Consider the following 235-nt stretch of genomic DNA (forward strand, 5'->3'; position numbering starts at 1 on the left):
GAGTTCGCGACCCGCTGTTGTCAGTGCTGAACAGGTCGAGATGGTGCGCGGCGAGGTCATGCGTGACCCCAATGCGGCCAGCGGTGTCACGATGACCGAGGCGTATACGGTCACGATCCAGCGGATCAGCGTCGGCGGCAGCGTATTCGGGTACCTCGCCGTGCTGAGTACGTCCCCACTGGGCGACCTCGAGCGGGTCCTACTGGGGCACGCGACCTCGCTGCTCGGTCTGGAG

The 235-nt window shown here is 66.0% G+C and carries 1 protein-coding gene; it reads left to right on the forward strand.

Annotated elements, in window-relative coordinates:
* Window positions 1-40: 40 nt before the first annotated feature.
* Window positions 41-235: hypothetical protein (locus SB717_RS39640; RefSeq protein WP_410908827.1), on the forward strand; the 195-nt coding region annotated here is incomplete at its 3' end.

The organism is Priestia sp. SIMBA_032 (assembly GCF_046535215.1).
Lineage (GTDB): Bacteria > Bacillota > Bacilli > Bacillales > Bacillaceae_H > Priestia > Priestia aryabhattai.